This window comes from Mycobacterium sp. 3-98 (assembly GCF_035918355.1).
Classification (GTDB): Bacteria; Actinomycetota; Actinomycetes; order Mycobacteriales; family Mycobacteriaceae; genus Mycobacterium; species Mycobacterium intracellulare.
Genome location: NZ_CP142360.1, coordinates 3,049,222 through 3,065,662, shown reverse-complemented (window position 1 = coordinate 3,065,662; position 16,441 = coordinate 3,049,222). Strand labels below are relative to the sequence as shown.

Genomic DNA, 16,441 nt, shown 5'->3' with positions numbered 1-16,441 from the left:
AACCGGAAAATTCGGACACCGTCTATCCAATCGCGGTCGGCTGTGCCACACTCGTGATAGAACAAACCGTTCTTTCTATCAACGTTGATCCAGGAAGACGTAGCGCAACGATGTCCTCTGCACCGCTGGACGCCGCCGCGACACCGGCCTTGCGCCCGACCGGACCCCCTTCGGCGACCCGGCGACGCGGGAGCGCCTGGCGCGCCCTGCTCGGCGGCCGCGCGGCACCCGGGCGCGCCCGCCTCCCCTTCGCACACCGCACCGAATCTCGTTGAGCCGTTGGCCAACCCAGGAAGGCACCCCATGGCCCAGCCCCTGCCCACCGACCCGGAGGACGTCCCGGCCGGACCCGAGCGGCGCGACCGGCGGGCGGACACGGATTCCGCCGACACCTCGTTTCTCGCCGAGGAGATATCGCCGTGGCTGTCCCCCGCCTACGGCGCGGCGAACGTCGTGATGCAGCTGGCGAATTCCGGTGTGGCCTATGGCGTGATGGAAAGCAAGGTGGACAGCGGCAACCTGTACAAGCATCCGTTCAAACGCGCCCGCACCACCTTCACCTACATCGCGGTGGCCATCGCCGGCAACGCGCGGGACCGCCGTGTGTACCGGGAGGCCGTCAACGCCGCACACGCCCAGGTGCGCTCCGGCCCGCAAAGCCCGGTGCGCTACAACGCCTTCGACCCGCAGTTACAGCTGTGGGTCGCCTCCTGCATGGCCGCGGTGTTCGAGGACACCCGCAGGCTGCGGGGCGGCCGTTCCCGACGCGACCCCGACACCATCCACCGGGCGGCGTCGGTGTTCGCCACCACATTGCAGGTGCCGCCGGAAATGTGGCCCGCCGACCGCGAAGCCGCAGACCGGTACTGGCAGGAGCAACTCGACCGGCTCGACTTCGACGACCGCATGCGCAGCTACCTGATCGGCATCGCGCGCCTGGATTTTCTGCCCGCCCCCGTCTCGGCGCTGTTCGGCGGGTGGAACCTCTTCATGACGCTGGGGTACCTGCCGCCGCAGCTGCGCGAAAAGCTCGGGTTCGGCTGGACGGCCGCGCAGCAACGCCGGTTCGACCGCTGGCAGCGCCTCCTCGGGGTCCTGGACCTGTTCACGCCGCGGTTCTTGACGCGCCTCGGCGTGCAGGCGGTGGTGTGGGACATGCGTTTTCGGCACCGGATCGGGGCGACCGTCGTGTGACGGCCCACCGACGCGCACAAGGAGGAACGGGATGACGACGACAAGCCGAATCGACCGGCGCGGCAACGCTTCCGCGGCGACGTTCGTGCCCCCCGAAGCGGAATGGAATTCCGCGCACCGGGCGCTGGCCGACGACGTCAGGTGGTTCGCCGGGTCGCCGCTGGCCGCGGCGTTCGGCCGCCTGGCCCTCGACCAGGTCGCGCATCGCGAAATCGCGGCCGCGGTGGACCGCAGCGGACGCTTCGCCGACAACTTCACCGACCGTGGGATCCGCAGTGCGGCGTTCACCGCCCTCGCCGCCTTCGGCGACAGCTCGGACGTGAAGGCGTCGCGGGACGATCTCAAACGGTTGCACCGCGACGTCCGCGGCGCGGGAAAGGACTCGTTCAGCGACACGCGCTACAGCGCGCTTAACCCCGAGCTGTGGACCTGGGTGGCCGTGAGCGGTCTCAACCTCTTGTACCAGGGTTATCTGCGGGTGTGCGGGCGTCGCCTCACCCTCGCCGAGAAAGAGGTCGTCTATCAGACCCTGCGTTCGGAACTACAGTTTCTGGAGCTGCCCAGCAAGCAGGGGAAGCTGCCGGCGACCCTGCACGACATGCTCGAACATTACGACGCCGTCGCGGCAAAAGACTTGGCCGACAACGAGTTTCTCCAATTCGCCAATCGCAGCTTCGTCGCCCCGCCGATCCCGAAGCTGCTGGTTTCCCGGCAACTGCGGCCCGTGCTGCAAGTGGTCTGGCCGGTGCTGACCGCGCTGGCATCGCGCCCGGTGGTCGTGTGTTCGGCCGCCGTCGCCCACCCCACGATGCGCCGGCTGCTCAAGGTGCGGTGGGGCGCCCGCGAGCAGGTCGAGTTCGTCGTCTACGTCGCCGCGTTGCAGCTGGGCTGGCGATGGTTGCCGCGCCGGCTGACGTTGGAACCCCTGGCCTACAACCGCTACCAATACGAGCGGCTCCGCGACCGCTACCGTTCGGTGCTGCTGGATTCCTTCGCGGCGCCCGAGCGGAATTGACCCGCAAGCCCGGCTTTCTCGCGGTGGTGACGGCGCACCCGCACCGGCGCGCCGCGAATGCGGGTGAATACGCTGATGGAGCGCAGAATTGACCTGATACCCCAACCGGCTGGAGGGCAGATGTCAGACCCCGCGATGCTGCTCGGCGCGCTGCCCGACGGCCTGGCCAGCCTCGATCCGACCGCCCGCACGATCGTCACCGCGGCACGCACCTGCTTCACCGAGCGCGGATTCTCCAACACCACCATGCAGGACATCGCCGACACCGCCGGTGTCGGCGTCGCCACCGTCTACCGCCGGTTTCGGCACAAGCGAAACCTGGTGCGGCTGACCATCATGGACGAATCGCTGCGGCTGAGCACGCTGGTCTCCGAGGTCGCGGGTCGCGCGGGATCACCGGAAGAAGGGATCGCCGAAGTCTTCGCCGCGTTCGTGCACGAGGCCTCCGCCCCCAAGTTGTTGACCCGAAGCATCCGCGAATCGCCCGCCGCCGGGGAGCTGTCCGCCTACCTGACCGACGAGCACCTGATCGCCATGACGCGCGGCTACATCGCGACGTGGCTGCGCCGCTGGCAGGAGCGTGGCGAACTGGCCGCCGACCTGGACACCGAGATCGTCGGGGAGATGATCGGGCGCCTGATCATTTCGCTGATCAAGACGCCCGAGTCCGTCATCCCGATCTACAACCCGAACGAATCCCGCGACTTCGCCCGCCGATACCTGGTGCCGCTGGCGTTGCGGGCCCCGGCGCGAACGCCGGGGTGATCCCGCACCGACCCCGCCGTCAGGCGAACGCCTCCACGGGCGGGCACGAGCAGACCAGGTTGCGGTCGCCGTAGGCGCCGTCGATGCGGCGCACCGGCGGCCACACCTTGGGCCGGAAGTCCTTGCCCAGCGGATAGGCGGCCTCTTCGCGGGTGTACGGATGGTCCCACTCGCCGATGACCAGGCACTCGGCCGTGTGCGGGGCGCCGCGCAGCGGGTTGTCGTCGACGGACCACTCCCCCGCACCCACCCGATCGATCTCGCGGCGAATCGCGATCATGGCCTCGCAGAAGGCGTCGACTTCGGTCAGGGTCTCGCTCTCGGTGGGTTCCACCATCAGCGTGCCGGCCACGGGGAAGCTCATCGTGGGCGCGTGAAAGCCGTAGTCCGCCAGGCGCTTTGCGACGTCGTCGACGGTCACGCCGGTGTCTTTGGTGATGCCGCGCAGGTCCAGGATGCACTCGTGGGCCACCATGCCGTTCTCGCCGGTGTAGAGCACCGGGAAGTACTCGTCGAGGCGACGGGCGATGTAGTTGGCCGAGGTGATCGCGGTCAGCGACGCCGCGCGCAGGCCCTCGGCGCCCATCATCCGGATGTAGGCCCAGCTGATCGGCAGGATCGAGGCGGACCCGTACGGCGCTGAGGACACCGGATGCCCGTGGGGCAGCTCGGGGGCGTGCGGGTGCCCCGGCAGGAACGCCGCCAGATGCGAACGCACGGCCACCGGCCCGACGCCCGGCCCGCCGCCCCCGTGCGGAATGCAGAACGTCTTGTGCAGGTTCAGGTGGCTGACGTCGCCGCCGAACTTCCCCGGCCGCGCCAGGCCGACCAGCGCGTTGAGGTTGGCGCCGTCCACGTAGACCTGGCCCCCCGCGTCGTGCACGGCGGCACAGATGTCGGCGATGTCGTGCTCGTAGACGCCGTGCGTGGACGGGTAGGTGATCATCAGGGTCGACAGCCGTTCCCCGTGTTCGGCCACCTTGGCGCGCAGGTCGTCGAGGTCCACGTCGCCGTTGGAGTGGCAGGCCACCACCACCACCCGCATCCCGGCCAGCGCCGCCGACGCCGCGTTGGTGCCGTGCGCGCTCGACGGGATCAGGCAGATGTCGCGGTGCGGTTCGCCGCGGCTGGCGTGGTAGTCGTGGATGGCCAGCAGGCCGGCGTATTCGCCCTGCGAGCCGGCGTTGGGTTGCAGCGAGACGGCGTCGTAGCCGGTGATATGCACCAGCCAGGTCTCCAGGTCGGCGATCAGACGCCGCAGCCCGGGGGTGTCGGAGGCCGGCGCGAACGGATGCTGGCGGGCGAATTCGGGCCAGGTGATCGGCTCCATCTCGGCGGCCGCGTTGAGCTTCATCGTGCAGGAGCCGAGCGGAATCATGCTGCGGTCCAAGGCGATATCTTTGTCCGCCAGGGTGCGCAGGTAGCGCATCATCGCCGTCTCGGTGCGGTACTGGGTGAAGGCGGGATGGGTCAGGAACTCCGAGGTGCGGGTAATGATGCCGGCGCACACCGGCTCGGCCGGTTGCACCCCGAAGGCCTCGAGCACCGCGGCGACGTGTTCGTCGGTGGTGACCTCGTCGCAGGCCACCGACACGTGGTCGTCGTCGACGCGCCACAGGTTGATGCCCTTGGCTTTGGCCGCGGCGATCACCTCGGCGGCGCGGCCCGGCACGCGGGCCAGCACGGTGTCGAAGTACTTGTCGTGCACCAGCGCATCACCGAGCGCGGCGGCGATCGCCTCGGCGTGAGCGTGCACGCGGCGCGCGATCGCCGTCAGCCCCTCGGCGCCGTGGTAGCTGGCGTACATCGCGGCCATGACCGCCAGCAGCACCTGCGCGGTGCAGATGTTGCTGGTCGCCTTGTCGCGGCGGATGTGCTGCTCGCGGGTCTGCAGCGCCAGCCGGTAGGCCGGGTTGCCGTCGGCGTCCAGCGAGACCCCCACCAGCCGGCCGGGCAGTTGGCGCGCGTGGTTGGCGTGCACGGCCAGGTAGCCGGCGTGCGGTCCGCCGAATCCCATTGGCACACCGAATCTTTGGGTGGTACCGAAGGCGACGTCGGCGCCGATCTCACCGGGAGGCGTGATCAGCGTGCACGCGAGCAGGTCGGCGCCGATCGCGACCAGCGCGCCGCGGTCGTGGGCCTGCTGGACCAGAGCCGTCCAGTCGGTGACCCGGCCGCCGGCGCCGGGCAGCTGGGCGACGACGCCGAAGAAGTCGCCGTCGGGCAGGCCCTTCCGCAGGTCGGCGGTGACGAGCTCGATGCCCAGCGGCTTGGCGCGGGTGGCCAGAATGGCCGCGGTCTGGGCGAAGACGTCGGCGTCGACGGCCAGCCGGTTGGTTTTGCCGCGGGCCGCGCGGTGCATCAGCGTCATGGCCTCGGCGGCGGCGGTCCCCTCGTCGAGCATGGAGGCGTTGGCGACCTCCAGGCCGGTCAGGTCGGCGACCATCGTCTGGAAGTTCAGCAGCGCCTCGAGCCGGCCCTGGCTGATCTCCGGCTGATACGGCGTGTACGCCGTGTACCAGGCGGGGTTCTCCAAGATGTTGCGCAACAACACCGGCGGCGTGAGCGTGTCGTAGTAGCCCTGACCGATCATGGACACGGCCACCGTGTTGGCGGCGGCCAACGCCCGCAACTCCGCCAGCGCCTCGGTCTCACTGGCCGGTGCCGGCAGGCGGTCAAGTCCCGGCGCGGCGCCGTTGTCGGCGAGCCGATCCAGGATGCCCGCCGGGACCGCCTTGGACGCCAGCTCGTCGAGGGAGTCGACACCGATGACGGCGAGCATGGCCGCGACGGCCTGGCTGTCCGGGCCGATGTGCCGGGCGGCGAACGTGGATTGATCGGGCACTGGAAACTCCTGGGTAGGCGGGCGACGACGGATCGAGGCAGAGGACGAACGGCCCTCTCCCTCTGTCTTCACCCTGCGCCGGGCGCCTGAGAGATTCGGCGCCGGATGCTTGTCCCGGGCGCCTTTCCCCATCGGCGGGTGTCGACCGGCCAGGCCGTCACCGCTTTCCAGAGGCATCATTGTTTCGCGCGGTCCGGGTGCCTGAGAGGTTGACGGAGAGGTGTTGCTCCTTCGGCGTCCGTGACTGGCCGTCACGGAACTCTCCCGCTCGAATACGATGCGCGGCCCAGTTTACTCGGCCACGGGTGCGCGCGGTCGCGCGCTGTCGGGGCGCGCCGTCAGCCGATCTTGCGGTCGCGGTGCTTGCGCCGGGACGCCAGCTCGTCCTCGGGTTCGGCGATCGACTCGCCGCCGTCGGCCCGCTCGCCCGGGAAGTCGGCGATGACGCCGGTCAGCTCGCGCATGGCGCCGGACACGGCGATGCCGAACACGCCCTGCCCGCCCTGGAGCAGGTCGACAACCTCTTCGGCCGACGTGCACTCGTAGACGGTGGTGCCGTCGGAGAACAGGGTGATGTTGGCCAGATCCTGAACACCGCGCTGACGCAGGTGGTCGACCGCGACGCGGATGTTGTGCAGCGAGATGCCGGTGTCGAGCAACCGCTTGACGATCTTGAGAACCAGGATGTCTTTGAACGAGTAGAGCCGCTGGCTTCCGGAGCCCGCCGCGCTGCGGATCGACGGGACCACCAGCGAGGTGCGCGCCCAGTAGTCCAGCTGCCGGTAGGTGATGCCGGCGATCTGGCACGCGCTGGGACCGCGGTAGCCGACGAGTTCGTCGGGCACGGAGTCGTCCGGGAACAGGCCGGGCTGCACGGGGGGGCCGGCCGCGGTGATGCTGCGGTCGCTACTCGCGTCGGTGCCCTGCTCAGCTAGGTTGAGCTGTTCTTGGCGTGGCTGCTCGCTCACGGTGGTTCCTCTCCGCGATCGCGCTCTCGTCGTTAGCTGCGTTGTTGGCTGCACCGCAGCCACGTCTGCTCAGGCCCGAGTGCTAGTGAGCTTACGCTTTCCGATAGCCGCCGCGCCTGAAGTCGTGATCAAAGTATGGCCGCCCCGGGGCCAACTGGGCGGGCTATCCGCCAGCGTGTCGACATCACGTTGCCAGTTGAGACGGATCCGTGATGTCCCCACCAGGCTAGTCGAGCGCGATCCGCCCGCAGCGCGCTAGGTGGCTTTGAAATCGTCGGGAGACACGCTGTCGAGAAATTCCTTGAACTTCTCCACCTCGTCCTCGCGGACGGCGGTGCCGCCCTCTTCGTCGGTCTCGTCGGGGATCAGCAACCCGGCCTGGGCAAGCACGGGCTCCTCGACGTAGATCGGGACGCCGACGCGCAGCGCTATCGCCACCGAATCCGAGGGCCGCGCCGACACGGTGATGTTGCGGTCGAACACCAGGTCGGCGTAGAAAGTGCCTTCCTGCAGATCGACGATCCGCACCTCTTTGAGCGAATGCCCAAGCGCGGCAATGACATCCCTGATCAGATCGTGCGTCAGCGGACGAGGCGGCTCGACACCCTGCTGCTCGAGGGCGATGGCGGCAGCCTCCGACTGGCCGATCCAGATCGGCAGGTAACGGTCACCGTCGGTTTCGCGCAGCAACAACACCGGCTGGTTTTGCGGCTGCTCTACGCGAATGCCGACAACACGAACCTCACCCATTTGTGTCTGTCCTCCGCATTCGTGGCGCCGGTTGGATTGGCATTCCCAGCGGCGGCGAGGTCAAAAATCCGCCCTACCGCCGAAACCAAGCTGTCGACCGAAGTCTAGTCCTCAGCGATCCAGAACGTCGCGAACGGCGGATTTGATCAACGACGTGTGCAACGTGATGGCCAGCGCCGCAACTTCACGCGCCAAATCGTCGGCGCGATCCCGGGCACCGGCCTTGTTGGCTTTGACTACCGGCCCGGCGATTTGGGCGATCAAATCCGACTGCCGGTCCGCCGCCGACCGGAATGCGCGCAGATGCCGCGGCTCGACGCCGTAGTCCGACAGCGCCCGCGCGCATTGCAGGATCACGACGGCGTGCTCGTCGAAGAAACCCGCGGGCCCGGTGGTGATGACGCCGGCCTTGAGCAAGGCCGTCAGCAGGTCGTCGTCCACGCCCGCACGCGCCAGTAGGTCTTCGCGGCTCAGCCGGACGTGCGTGGCCGCCACCGCCGAGGTGTCCGCTCCCGCGTCCGCGCCGGCATCCCCGGTTCGGTTCACCGACACCAGGCGCGGGACGGCATAGGAGGTTTTGAACGGCGGTAGCTCGCCGTCGGGCTGGGCGTCCAGTTGCGCCCGGATGACCTTCAACGGCAGGTAGTGATCACGCTGCGCGGTAAGGATGAAGCGCAACCGCGCGCAGTCGTACGCGGTGAACCTCCGGTAACCCGACGCGGCCCGTTGCGGCGTCACCAGCCCCTCGGCCTCCAAGAAGCGAATCTTGGAGATGGTGACATCGGGGAAGTCCGGCCTCAACAATTCCAGGACCGCCCCGATCGACATCCCGGCCAGTGCCGAGCTATCGGGTGCGCTCACTAGCCCGAAGATCCTCCATCCTCACCCTGCTTGGGTCCGGTCAGAAACACCAAGCGGAACTTGCCGATCTGCACTTCGTCGCCGTTGGCCAGCACCGCGGAGTCCACGGGCTCACGGTTGACGTAAGTGCCGTTGAGACTACCAACGTCGACGACGCTGAATTCGTTGTTTTCCAACCTGAATTCGGCGTGGCGGCGGCTGACGGTCACGTCGTCGAGGAAGATGTCGCTGTCCGGGTGCCGGCCCGCCGACGTGGTGGGCTGGTCGAGCAGGAACCGCGATCCCGCGTTGGGACCCCGTTTGACGACCAGCAGCGCCGAACCCGCCGGGAGTCCCTCGACCCCGGATACCGCGCTTTCCGTGCCCGCCTGCGCGGGTGCGTCGAGCTCGTTGAGGAAGTCGGCGCGAAAGACAGAGGTCGTCTCTACCGTGACTTCGTCCGAATTCTGGTCTTGCTGACTTCCTGAGTCCATGTCCGTCACGCGCTGCTCCTCACTGGCCGCTGTGGCGTTGTCTGTCCGGGCCGCTCGGCCGGCCTCCGCACCAGGTCTTGTTGCCCGGTATGCCGGTCTTCAAAAGGTAGATCTGTCGACGGTACCGCGCACCGGCCTGCAATGCGCCCACCACTTGGCGATCCGAAACGTCGGTTCCCCCACGTGCCGGCTGCACCGTCGGCCTCGCCGTGCGAGGCTGCAGGGACATTAGCAATCGTCATTCGGTCAGCGTTCCGCGGTAGGCCTCCGCGTCGAGCAACGACGAAATGGCGGACTCCACTTCGGCGACGTCGGATACCTGCACATCCAGCAACCACCCGGCCCCGTACGGATCGGAGTTGACCAGTTGCGGGCTCCCTTCCAGATCGGTGTTGACGGCCGACACTTTGCCCGAGACCGGGGCGTACAGGTCCGACACCGATTTCGTCGATTCGACCTCGCCGAAGGATTCACCGGCGGTCAGCTCCGCGCCCACGTCGGGCAGCTGAACGAACACGACATCGCCCAACGCCGACTGTGCAAAGTCGGTGATGCCCACCCGCAGTGTGTCATCGCCGCTTCGACGAACCCATTCGTGTTCGGCGGTGTAGCGCAGATCGGGCGGGATATCGCTCACGAGTGATCCTGTCTGTTCGGGAATTGCTCACTTGACCGGCTGAGCGTATTGGTGCGGTTTTGGTTGCCGCAAGGTGGTCACGTCCACCCGGTCGGCCTGCTGGACGGACATCCGCGCCCCGACGCGCTTGACGGTGTCCTGCGCGCCACCGGGAATGTTCATCGCCGCGGCCAGGGTGGGCGGATCACCAATCGCCAGAATCGAATACGCGGGCGACAGCGTTTTGGAGTCGACGGTCAGCGACCCCGGCGCACCCGCGACCCACGTGTCGACGCCCACCCGCACGGACTGGTGGGCGTCGTTGACCTCGATCGCCTCCGCGCCCGCCGCGCGCAACTCGTTGATCACGTCGAGCATCGCCTCGGGGGAAACCCCCGGCCCGGGGTCCTCGATCGTGACGGTGACGCCGGGCCCCGTGGCGCCCACGGCGCCGACCAGGATGGACAGCGCCGCCAGCCGGGATTGGGCGGACTGGATGGCGGCCTGGTCGTTGTTGCCGGACGCCTGCAACGAATTCAGCGTGTTCTCCAGCTCGTTCACCTCGCTGCGGAGTGTGCCCTCGCGCTGCCGCAACGAATCCAGCAGCACCAACAGGTCGGCGGGGCGTGCCGTGTCCAGCGAATCGCCCGATTCGGTCTGGCGAACCTGGGTGACGATGGCGATCCCGAGAAGCAGACACAACAGGACGGCCAGCGTGCCGAAACCCAGGCGGGAGCGGCCGCCGCGCAGCATGCCGGACAACCCGCCAAGGGGGTGTTTCCCGCGCAGTTCGTGACGCCCGTGTGGCGCGGCCTGATCCGGCGCCGCGCCGGCGTCGCGATCCGTCGGATCCTGGCTCACGCTGAGCTCGATCGGGTCATGGCGTCACGCCCCGAACAGCCGGCGGCGCAGGGCCGCCGCGTTGCCGAAGATGCGGATACCGAGCACGACGATGATGGCCGTCGACAACTGGGTGCCCACCCCCAATTGGTCGCCGACATAGACGATGAGCGCGGCCACGAAGACGTTGAACACGAACGAGATCACGAAGACCTTGGGGTCGAAGATCCGCTCCAGATAGGCACGCAACCCGCCGAACACGGCGTCGAGCGCCGCGACCACCGCGATCGGCAGATAGGGCTGCACGACTTCGGGCACCGAGGGGTGAAAAACCAGGCCCAGCGCGATGCCGATCGCCAGCGCCGCGATACCGATCATGCGGGGTTTCCCGTCTCGCACAGGCGAAACTGTGTGTTCGGGACTTTTCTCACTATGGCCCAATCTGCTTGGCGAACTTGACATCCCGGACGGATCCGGCAGGCAGCGAAAGACCGTCGGCAACATCCACCGTAACCACCACGCCGTAGGAAATCTCCAGCAGCCTCAGGCGCTGCAGCCCCGGGCTGTTGTCGAAGACGTCGCGCATCGAGCGCGGCGGCCCGATCGCCAGGATGGTGTACGGACTGCTGGTCGGGTTGTTGTCGACGAGGATCGCGCCGCCGGCCTGCCGGATGGTCACGTTGGGCCCGATCCGCACGCCGCCGACCGAGACCGCCTCGGCGCCGCTGGCCCACAACGAGTTGACCACCAGCTGCAGGTCGCGGTCGAGGATGATCTGCCTGCTGCCGCCGACCCGCTGTTTGGACACGTCGGAAAGGTTCGGGCTGGCACCCGGATCGGTCACGGTCAACTTCAGGCCGGGACCGATGATCGCCGTGCTGGCGGCCGCCACGCTGAGCGCGTCGAGCCGTTTCAGCAACCGCTGCCCCTCGGCATCGTCGGCCAGCACGCGGCGCTGCACGTCGTCGAGGCGTGTCGAGAGCTGGTTGCGCCGCTGCGCCAACTGCGTCGCCGAGCCTTCCATCGCCCGCACGTTGCCCAACAGCAGTTGCTGGGCGTCGCGCACCCCGGGGGCGACCGAACGGGCCTGCGCGACCGCGGCGGCGAAAACCGTGGCGATGAGGAGCGCGGCCAGGGACTGCCACAGCCAACCGAACGCGCGCTGGCGTCCTTCGGTGGTAGCTCGCTTGGCCGCCGCCGCGGCGTAGCCGGGATCCAGGTGCTCGGACAGCAGCGCGCGCAACAGCGAGGGCACCGGAATCTGTTGCGGCCGGGCCGCCACGTGCGCGCTGTGACCGGCGTTGGGGTCATAGCCGCCGAGCCGGCGGTCCACGTCAGCCATGGTCGGTCGCCTTCGCCACGGCCGGCGGGCGCGACCCGCGATCGACCTTGGGCATGCGGCGCAACACCAGTGTCATCTGGACCGCATACTGCACGAACGCCCACAGGTAGCCGTACAAGCCCCAGATCAGGAACGCCCATCCGCAGGCGCCCACCACCCGGCTCCACAGCGCGTCCCACGTGCCCAGCAGCACCAGCGGAAAGCCCGACATGAGGGCGAACGTCGCGGCCTTGCCGATGTAGGTCACCGGCAGCGCCGAGAGACCCCGGCTCCACAGCAGCGGCAGCGTCGCGGCCAACAGGCCATCGCGTGCGAGCAGGATCGCGACGAACCACCACGGCACGATCCCGCTGAACGCCATCACGACGGGAACGGCGACCATGTAGAGGCGGTCGACGGCGGGGTCGAGCAGCACGCCGAGCCGCGAGGACTGATTGAGCAACCGCGCGATCTTGCCGTCGGCCCAGTCCGAGGCGCCGCTGAACATCAGGATCGCGACCGCCCATCCGTGGGCGTGCACGACCAGCAAGGCGTAGACGAACACCGGAATGAGCGCCAGGCGGATGGCGCTGAGCGCGTTGGGGACCGTCAGCACCCGGTTGGGCGGAAGCACCGGCTCCATGAGCCGTGACCTTAACGCGACTCCACGCCGAACGCCCGGCTGGGCGCACACTCGAGCGCGAACGCCCGGCTGGCCGCACGCTCGGCGGGTGGTCTACCGGAACACGCCGGGCAGGCTCAGGGTGGACAGCGTGTCATCCGACAGCGGGTTGTCGTTGACCATGTACGTCCACGTCGACGTCGGCCGCGCCAGCTTGGACAGGTCCAGTCCCGGCTCCTCCTCGAGGACGTTCGCGGTCTCGAAGGTCTGCTGGGCCGCCTCGATCGCGTCGGCGGCCAGCGACGCAAACGCGTCGACGGCCAACCGGTGAAACTCGTCCAGCGGGTTCTGCCGGCCCAGCGCCCGCAGGTGGATGCTCTCGCGGATGTCGGCCAGGTAGGCCAGATGGTCGGCCCAGCCGCGGTCCAGGTGATAGAGCATGATCTGCCGGCAGATCGTCTCGAGGCGTTCTTCGGAGATCTCCTCGGCCAGTTCCTCGTAGCGCTTCGGCGCCAGCTCGGCCAGCTCCTCGCGCGCGGTCGCGGTGCGCAGCAACGTATTTCGCCGATCGACGATGATGGCGCGCTGCTGGGCGATCAACTGGTTGTAGCGCCAGGTGTTCGCGTGCACGTCGAGCATGCGGCCCTCGGCGACCCGCTGGGCGTGGTCGAGCAGCCCGGCCGCCTTGGGGCTGACGATCCGGCCGTCCTCGTCGGTCTCCATCGGCAGTTTGTTGTGGTCCAGGTTGGCCGCCACGACGTCGTCTTCCCAGCTGGAGAAGAACACCGACGACCCCGGGTCGCCCTGCCGCCCGGCGCGGCCCCGCAGCTGGTTGTCCAGCCGCTCGGTGTGGTGCCGGCCGGTGCCGACGACGTGCAGCCCGCCCAGCTCGGCGACGCGGTCGTGGTCGGCCTCGTCGGAGCCGCCGAGCCGGATGTCGGTGCCGCGCCCGGCCATCTGCGTCGACACGGTGACCACGCCGAACTTGCCGGCCTCGGCGATGACCTGGGCCTCCTCGGCATCGTTCTTCGCGTTGAGCACCACCGCGGGCACGCCGCGGCGCAGCAGCCGTTCGTGCAGGTCCTCGGACTCGGCGACATCGCGGGTGCCGACCAGCACCGGCTGCCCGGTCTCGTGGACGTCGGCGATGTGCGCGACGATCGCGTCGTTCTTGGCCGCGCCGGTGATGTAGACCCGATCGGACTCGTCTTCGCGAATGTTGGGCTTGTTCGGCGGGATCGGCGACACACCGAGCTTGTAGAACTGGCGCAGCTGCTCACCGGCGGCCAGCGCGGTGCCGGTCATGCCGCACACGGTGGCGTAGCGGTTGATCAGCGCCTGCACGGTGATGGTGTCGAGCACCTCGCCGGTTTCGGTGGTCTCGATGCCCTCCTTGGCCTCGACGGCGGCCTGCAGCCCGTCGGGCCAGCGCTGCAGCTGGGCGATGCGTCCGCGCGAGGAGTTGATCAGGTGCACCGCGTCGTCGCGCACGATGTAGTGCACGTCGCGCTGCAGCAGCACGTGCGCGTGCAGCGCGACGTTGACCTCCGTCAGCGTGGTGCCGACGTGCTCCTCGGAGTACAGGTCGATGCCGCCGAGCGCCTTTTCGACCTTGCGCGCGCCGGCGTCGGTCAGGTGGACGTTGCGGCTGTCGGAGTCCGTGTCGAAATCGGTGTCGGCGTTGAGTTCACCGACCAGCTTGATGATTTCGAGCCGCGGGGTCTCCCGATGCGTGGTTCCCGCCAGCACCAGCGGCACCAGCGCTTCGTCGACCAGCACCGAGTCGGCCTCGTCGATGAGGGCCACGTCGGGGTTGGGCGACACCAGGTCGTCGACGTCGGTCACCAGCTGATCGCGCAGCACGTCGAAGCCGATCTCGTTGACCGAGGCGTAGGTGACGTCGCAGCCGTACGCGGCCCGGCGCTCCTCGCTGGTCGACTCGGCGGTGATCCAGCCGACCGACAGCCCCATGGCTTCGATCAGCGGACCCATCCATTCGGCGTCACGGCGCGCCAGGTAGTCGTTGATCGTCACCACGTGCACGTGCCGCCCGGCGATCGCGTACCCGGCGGCGGCGATCGCGCCGGCCAGGGTCTTGCCCTCGCCGGTGGCCATCTCGATCACGTCGCCGGCCAGCATCCGCAGCGCCCCGAGCAGCTGAACGTCGAACGGCCGCAACCCGCTCGCCCGTTCGGCGGCCTCGCGGGCGATGGCGAGGAACTGCGGGATGTCCTCGGAGTCGGCGAGGTCCTCGAGGTTGAGCAGCCCGGCCGCCTTGCGCAGCTGCTCGTCGCTCAGACCGGCCGCCTCGCCGTCGTATTCCGAGGAGTCGTTGACCTGGGTGAGGGAGCGGCTGCGGTCCTTTTCGGTGCTGGCGCCGAGCAGCTTCCAAAAGCGGCTGCTCAGCCGTCCGGGTTGAGCGCGGGTCGTCTTAGGCACAGGTCAACGGTACGCGGTGGGCTGCGGCGCCCACTCATCACGCGAGGTTGGATCGGCGTGGATAGGCGATGTCCGGGTCGGTGAGCACGTTGACGACGGCGGGCATTCCGCTGGCGAAGGCGCGCTCCAGGGCGGGCCGCAGCTCGCCGGGTGCGGCCACCAGCTCGCCGTGGGCGCCCAGGGCGCGCGCCACCTCGTCGTAGCGGGTCCCCGGGCGCAGTTCGGCCACCACCGAATAGCCGTACAAGGCTTCCATGGGGTGCTTTTCCAGGCCCCAGATGCCGTTGTTGCCGATCACGGACACGACGGGCACGTTGTGCCGGACCAGCGTGTCCCATTCCATGCCGCTGAAGCCGAACGCGCCGTCGCCCTGCAGCAGCACCACCTGGCGCTGCGGCCGGGCCAGCTTGGCGGCCAGGGCGTAGCCGGGCCCCGAACCCAGGCAGCCGAAGGGGCCGCTGTCCAGCCAGCACCCCGGCAGGTAGCTGTCGATCACCCGGCCGGCGTAGGAGCCGAAGTCGCCGGCATCGATGACGACGATGGCGTCGCGGTCCAGCATGGGCGCCAACTCCGCGTACACCCGCATGGGGTGCAGCGGGACGCGGTCGTCGGCGAGCTCGGCGTTCTCCTTGGCGCGCGCGGCGGTCTCGGCCGCCCGGAGTTCCTCGACCCAGTCTCGGTGCCCGGCGCCCCCGGCGGTGGCCAGCGCCGCCAGGATCGTCAGCAGGTCACCGTAGAGCTCGGCCTGCACCGGCCGCGGATGGCGGCGCTCGGGTTGGACACGGTCGACCACGACGAGCTGGGTCTGTTGCCCGAACACCGCGCCGAAGCCGAGCCGGAAATCCATCGGCACGCCGACGATCAGCGCAACGTCGGCCTCCCCCAACGCTTTTCCGCGAACCCGGGAGAACGCCAACGGGTGGTCGGCCGCGACCGCGCCGCGGGCCATCCCGTTCATCAGCACCGGGATCTGGAGTTCCTCCGCCAGGCGCAGCAGTGCGGCTTCGCCGTGTCCCCACCACACGTTGGTGCCGGCCATGATCACCGGGCGCTTCGCCGCGGCCAGGAGACCGACGGCCCGGGTCAGCGCCCGGTCATCGGGTGCGGGTCCCGGCGGCACGTCGATAAGCGCCCCGGGGCGCGGGCCGTCGTCCGACATGGAGAACACGTGGTCCATCGGGAAGTCGACGAATCCCACGCCCGACGGCGCGCCGACCGCGGCGCGCAACGCGTCATCGACGAGCCGCCCGGCGTCGGCCGCCGATTGCGCGGTGGCGGCGAAGCGGGCCAGCGGCGCGACGAACGGCACGTGGTCGATCTCCTGCAGCGAGCCCATCCCCCAGCGCTGGGCCGGCGCCCGGCCGCCCAGCACCACGAGGGGCGACTGGTTCTGCTGCGCCGCCGCCATCGCGCTCATCCCGTTGGTGACGCCCGGCCCCGCGGTCAGCGCCGCCACGCCCGGGACCCTGGTCACCTTCGACCAGCCCTCGGCGGCGAAGGTCGCGGTCTGTTCGTGGCGGGTGTCGATCAGCCGGATACCCTCGTCGCGGCAGCCGTCGTAGATCGAGAACAGGTGACCGCCGGACAGCGTGAAGACGGTGTCGATTCCGCTGGCTTTGAGCCGGCGCGCGACGAGTCGGCCGGCATGTACGGTCTGGCTGGACGGAGCGTCGATGCTCATCTGCGCAGCCTATCGACAACCGCTCGGGTAGCTTGCGGGCTCGGGTAGCTT

15 protein-coding genes and 2 riboswitches are annotated in these 16,441 nt (G+C 69.0%); of the genes, 3 read left to right on the top strand and 12 right to left on the bottom strand.

The features are described 5' to 3' along the window. The first annotated feature begins 303 nt into the window (after positions 1–303). The 3 genes from QGN30_RS14540 (at position 304) to QGN30_RS14530 (ending at position 2,974) form a co-directional block, all read left to right on the top strand. Complete coding sequence (locus tag QGN30_RS14540; RefSeq protein ID WP_248923093.1) at positions 304–1,194, top strand: oxygenase MpaB family protein; 891 nt, start codon at positions 304–306, stop codon at positions 1,192–1,194. A gap of 31 nt (positions 1,195–1,225) precedes the next feature. Continuing rightward, entirely contained in the window at positions 1,226–2,209 is a 984-nt protein-coding gene (locus tag QGN30_RS14535) for an oxygenase MpaB family protein (protein WP_248923094.1), read from the top strand. A gap of 120 nt (positions 2,210–2,329) precedes the next feature. Continuing rightward, a complete protein-coding gene (locus tag QGN30_RS14530) occupies positions 2,330–2,974 on the top strand; it encodes a TetR/AcrR family transcriptional regulator (RefSeq protein ID WP_248923095.1) in 645 nt (214 codons plus the stop codon). A 19-nt stretch (positions 2,975–2,993) separates the two neighbouring features. On the opposite strand, the gene gcvP is transcribed toward QGN30_RS14530, so the two are convergent. The 12 genes from gcvP to QGN30_RS14470 form a co-directional block, all read right to left on the bottom strand. After that, positions 2,994–5,819: an aminomethyl-transferring glycine dehydrogenase gene (gene gcvP / locus QGN30_RS14525; RefSeq protein ID WP_248923096.1), complete on the bottom strand. Its 2,826-nt coding sequence runs from the start codon at positions 5,817–5,819 to the stop codon at positions 2,994–2,996. Positions 5,820–5,871: 52 nt separating this feature from the next. Next, a riboswitch (glycine riboswitch) is annotated at positions 5,872–5,998 on the bottom strand. Continuing rightward, positions 5,999–6,096, bottom strand: a riboswitch (glycine riboswitch). It abuts the riboswitch before it with no gap. Positions 6,097–6,157: 61 nt separating this feature from the next. After that, positions 6,158–6,787, bottom strand: a complete 630-nt coding sequence (locus QGN30_RS14520; RefSeq protein ID WP_008256979.1) for a MerR family transcriptional regulator — start codon at positions 6,785–6,787, stop codon at positions 6,158–6,160. Between the two features lie 255 nt (positions 6,788–7,042). Next, positions 7,043–7,537, bottom strand: coding sequence for a bifunctional nuclease family protein (locus tag QGN30_RS14515; protein ID WP_008256980.1), 495 nt, complete (start codon positions 7,535–7,537; stop codon positions 7,043–7,045). Between the two features lie 111 nt (positions 7,538–7,648). After that, on the bottom strand, positions 7,649–8,398 hold the full coding sequence (gene ftsR / locus QGN30_RS14510) for a transcriptional regulator FtsR (protein ID WP_248923097.1): 750 nt from the start codon (positions 8,396–8,398) through the stop codon (positions 7,649–7,651). Beyond that, positions 8,398–8,871, bottom strand: a complete 474-nt coding sequence (garA, locus tag QGN30_RS14505; RefSeq protein WP_014382626.1) for a glycogen accumulation regulator GarA — start codon at positions 8,869–8,871, stop codon at positions 8,398–8,400. Before garA ends, ftsR begins: the two co-directional genes overlap by 1 nt. Positions 8,872–9,109: 238 nt before the next feature. Beyond that, positions 9,110–9,508, bottom strand: a complete 399-nt coding sequence (gcvH, locus tag QGN30_RS14500) for a glycine cleavage system protein GcvH (protein ID WP_008256987.1) — start codon at positions 9,506–9,508, stop codon at positions 9,110–9,112. 27 nt (positions 9,509–9,535) lie between these two features. Next, a complete protein-coding gene (locus tag QGN30_RS14495; RefSeq protein WP_416366860.1) occupies positions 9,536–10,348 on the bottom strand; it encodes a DUF881 domain-containing protein in 813 nt (270 codons plus the stop codon). A gap of 24 nt (positions 10,349–10,372) precedes the next feature. Continuing rightward, positions 10,373–10,705: a small basic family protein gene (locus QGN30_RS14490; protein ID WP_008256991.1), complete on the bottom strand. Its 333-nt coding sequence runs from the start codon at positions 10,703–10,705 to the stop codon at positions 10,373–10,375. A gap of 52 nt (positions 10,706–10,757) precedes the next feature. After that, positions 10,758–11,669 carry a DUF881 domain-containing protein gene (locus QGN30_RS14485; RefSeq protein WP_202288116.1) on the bottom strand — a complete coding sequence of 304 codons (912 nt, stop codon included), beginning with the start codon at positions 11,667–11,669 and terminating at the stop codon, positions 10,758–10,760. Next, positions 11,662–12,291: a CDP-alcohol phosphatidyltransferase family protein gene (locus tag QGN30_RS14480; protein ID WP_201407371.1), complete on the bottom strand. Its 630-nt coding sequence runs from the start codon at positions 12,289–12,291 to the stop codon at positions 11,662–11,664. Before QGN30_RS14480 ends, QGN30_RS14485 begins: the two co-directional genes overlap by 8 nt. A gap of 93 nt (positions 12,292–12,384) precedes the next feature. Beyond that, positions 12,385–14,709: an accessory Sec system translocase SecA2 gene (gene secA2, locus QGN30_RS14475; RefSeq protein ID WP_009957618.1), complete on the bottom strand. Its 2,325-nt coding sequence runs from the start codon at positions 14,707–14,709 to the stop codon at positions 12,385–12,387. A gap of 37 nt (positions 14,710–14,746) precedes the next feature. Continuing rightward, positions 14,747–16,390: an acetolactate synthase gene (locus tag QGN30_RS14470; protein WP_009957619.1), complete on the bottom strand. Its 1,644-nt coding sequence runs from the start codon at positions 16,388–16,390 to the stop codon at positions 14,747–14,749. Between the last annotated feature and the right edge of the window lie 51 nt (positions 16,391–16,441).

What these genes read in the sequence shown, in the direction of transcription:
- QGN30_RS14540 (WP_248923093.1), top strand. Translation starts at nt 304, where the DNA reads ATGGCCCAGCCCCTGCCCACCGACCCGGAGGACGTCCCGGCCGGACCC.
- QGN30_RS14535 (WP_248923094.1), top strand. Translation starts at nt 1,226, where the DNA reads ATGACGACGACAAGCCGAATCGACCGGCGCGGCAACGCTTCCGCGGCG.
- QGN30_RS14530 (WP_248923095.1), top strand. Translation starts at nt 2,330, where the DNA reads ATGTCAGACCCCGCGATGCTGCTCGGCGCGCTGCCCGACGGCCTGGCC.
- QGN30_RS14515 (WP_008256980.1), bottom strand. Translation starts at nt 7,537, where the DNA reads ATGGGTGAGGTTCGTGTTGTCGGCATTCGCGTAGAGCAGCCGCAAAAC.
- garA (WP_014382626.1), bottom strand. Translation starts at nt 8,871, where the DNA reads ATGGACTCAGGAAGTCAGCAAGACCAGAATTCGGACGAAGTCACGGTA.
- QGN30_RS14490 (WP_008256991.1), bottom strand. Translation starts at nt 10,705, where the DNA reads ATGATCGGTATCGCGGCGCTGGCGATCGGCATCGCGCTGGGCCTGGTT.
- QGN30_RS14485 (WP_202288116.1), bottom strand. Translation starts at nt 11,669, where the DNA reads ATGGCTGACGTGGACCGCCGGCTCGGCGGCTATGACCCCAACGCCGGT.
- QGN30_RS14480 (WP_201407371.1), bottom strand. Translation starts at nt 12,291, where the DNA reads ATGGAGCCGGTGCTTCCGCCCAACCGGGTGCTGACGGTCCCCAACGCG.
- QGN30_RS14470 (WP_009957619.1), bottom strand. Translation starts at nt 16,390, where the DNA reads ATGAGCATCGACGCTCCGTCCAGCCAGACCGTACATGCCGGCCGACTC.